1 protein-coding gene is annotated in these 1,153 nt (G+C 68.2%); it reads left to right on the top strand.

Annotation, left to right across the window (positions count from 1 at the left end):
- The coding region (locus tag ACFRMQ_RS40870) for an acyl-CoA dehydrogenase family protein (protein WP_380736004.1) at positions 1-1,140 on the top strand (1,140 nt) is incomplete at its 5' end.
- Positions 1,141-1,153: the final 13 nt, after the last annotated feature.

Genomic DNA, 1,153 nt, shown 5'->3' with positions numbered 1-1,153 from the left:
TTCGATCTCTTCCGTATCTCCGAGGAGCACGAGATGCTCCGTGAGGCGGTGCGTTCGCTGGCCGAGGCGAAGATCGCTCCGTTCGCGGCGGAGGTGGACGAGCTGGGGCGGTTCCCGCAGGAGGCGTTGGAGGCGCTGCGGGGCAGTGACCTGCACGCGGTGCACGTGCCGGAGGAGTACGGCGGTGCGGGGGCGGACGCGCTGGCGACGGTGATCGTGATCGAGGAGGTGGCGCGGGTGTGTGCGTCGTCCTCGTTGATCCCGGCGGTGAACAAGCTGGGGTCGCTGCCGGTGCAGTTGTCGGGTTCGGAGGAGCTGAAGGCGCGGTATCTGGGGGCGCTGGCGCGGGGTGAGGGGATGTTCTCGTACTGCCTGTCGGAGCCGGAGGCGGGCAGTGACGCGGCGGGGATGCGGACCCGGGCGGTGCGGGACGGGGATTTCTGGGTGCTGAACGGTGTGAAGCGCTGGATCACCAACGCGGGGGTGTCGGAGTTCTACACGGTGATGGCGGTGACGGACCCGGAGAAGCGGTCGAAGGGCATCTCGGCGTTCGTGGTGGAGAAGGGCGACGAGGGGGTGTCGTTCGGTGCGCCGGAGAAGAAGCTGGGGATCAAGGGTTCGCCGACGCGTGAGGTGTACTTCGACAATGTGCGGGTTCCGGCGGAGCGGATGATCGGTGCGGAGGGGACGGGGTTCGCGACGGCGATGCGGACGCTGGACCACACGCGGGTGACGATCGCGGCGCAGGCGGTGGGGATCGCGCAGGGGGCGCTGGATTACGCGAAGGGGTATGTGAAGGAGCGTCGGCAGTTCGGGAAGGCGATCGCGGAGTTCCAGGGTGTGCAGTTCATGCTGGCGGACATGGCGATGAAGCTGGAGGCGGCGCGGCAGCTGACGTACGCGGCGGCGGCGAGGTCGCAGCGTGGGGACGGGGATCTGACGTTCTTCGGGGCGGCGGCGAAGTGTTACGCGTCGGACGCGGCGATGGAGATCACGACGGACGCGGTGCAGTTGCTGGGTGGGTACGGGTACACGCGGGATTACCCGGTGGAGCGGATGATGCGGGACGCGAAGATCACGCAGATCTACGAGGGGACGAACCAGGTGCAGCGGATCGTGATGGCCCGCAACCTCCCGTAACCCCTCCCGAGAC

The sequence above is a fragment of the Kitasatospora sp. NPDC056783 genome, assembly GCF_042789895.1.
Taxonomy (GTDB): Bacteria; Actinomycetota; Actinomycetes; order Streptomycetales; family Streptomycetaceae; genus Kitasatospora.
This window is presented reverse-complemented; position numbering and strand designations above follow the sequence as displayed.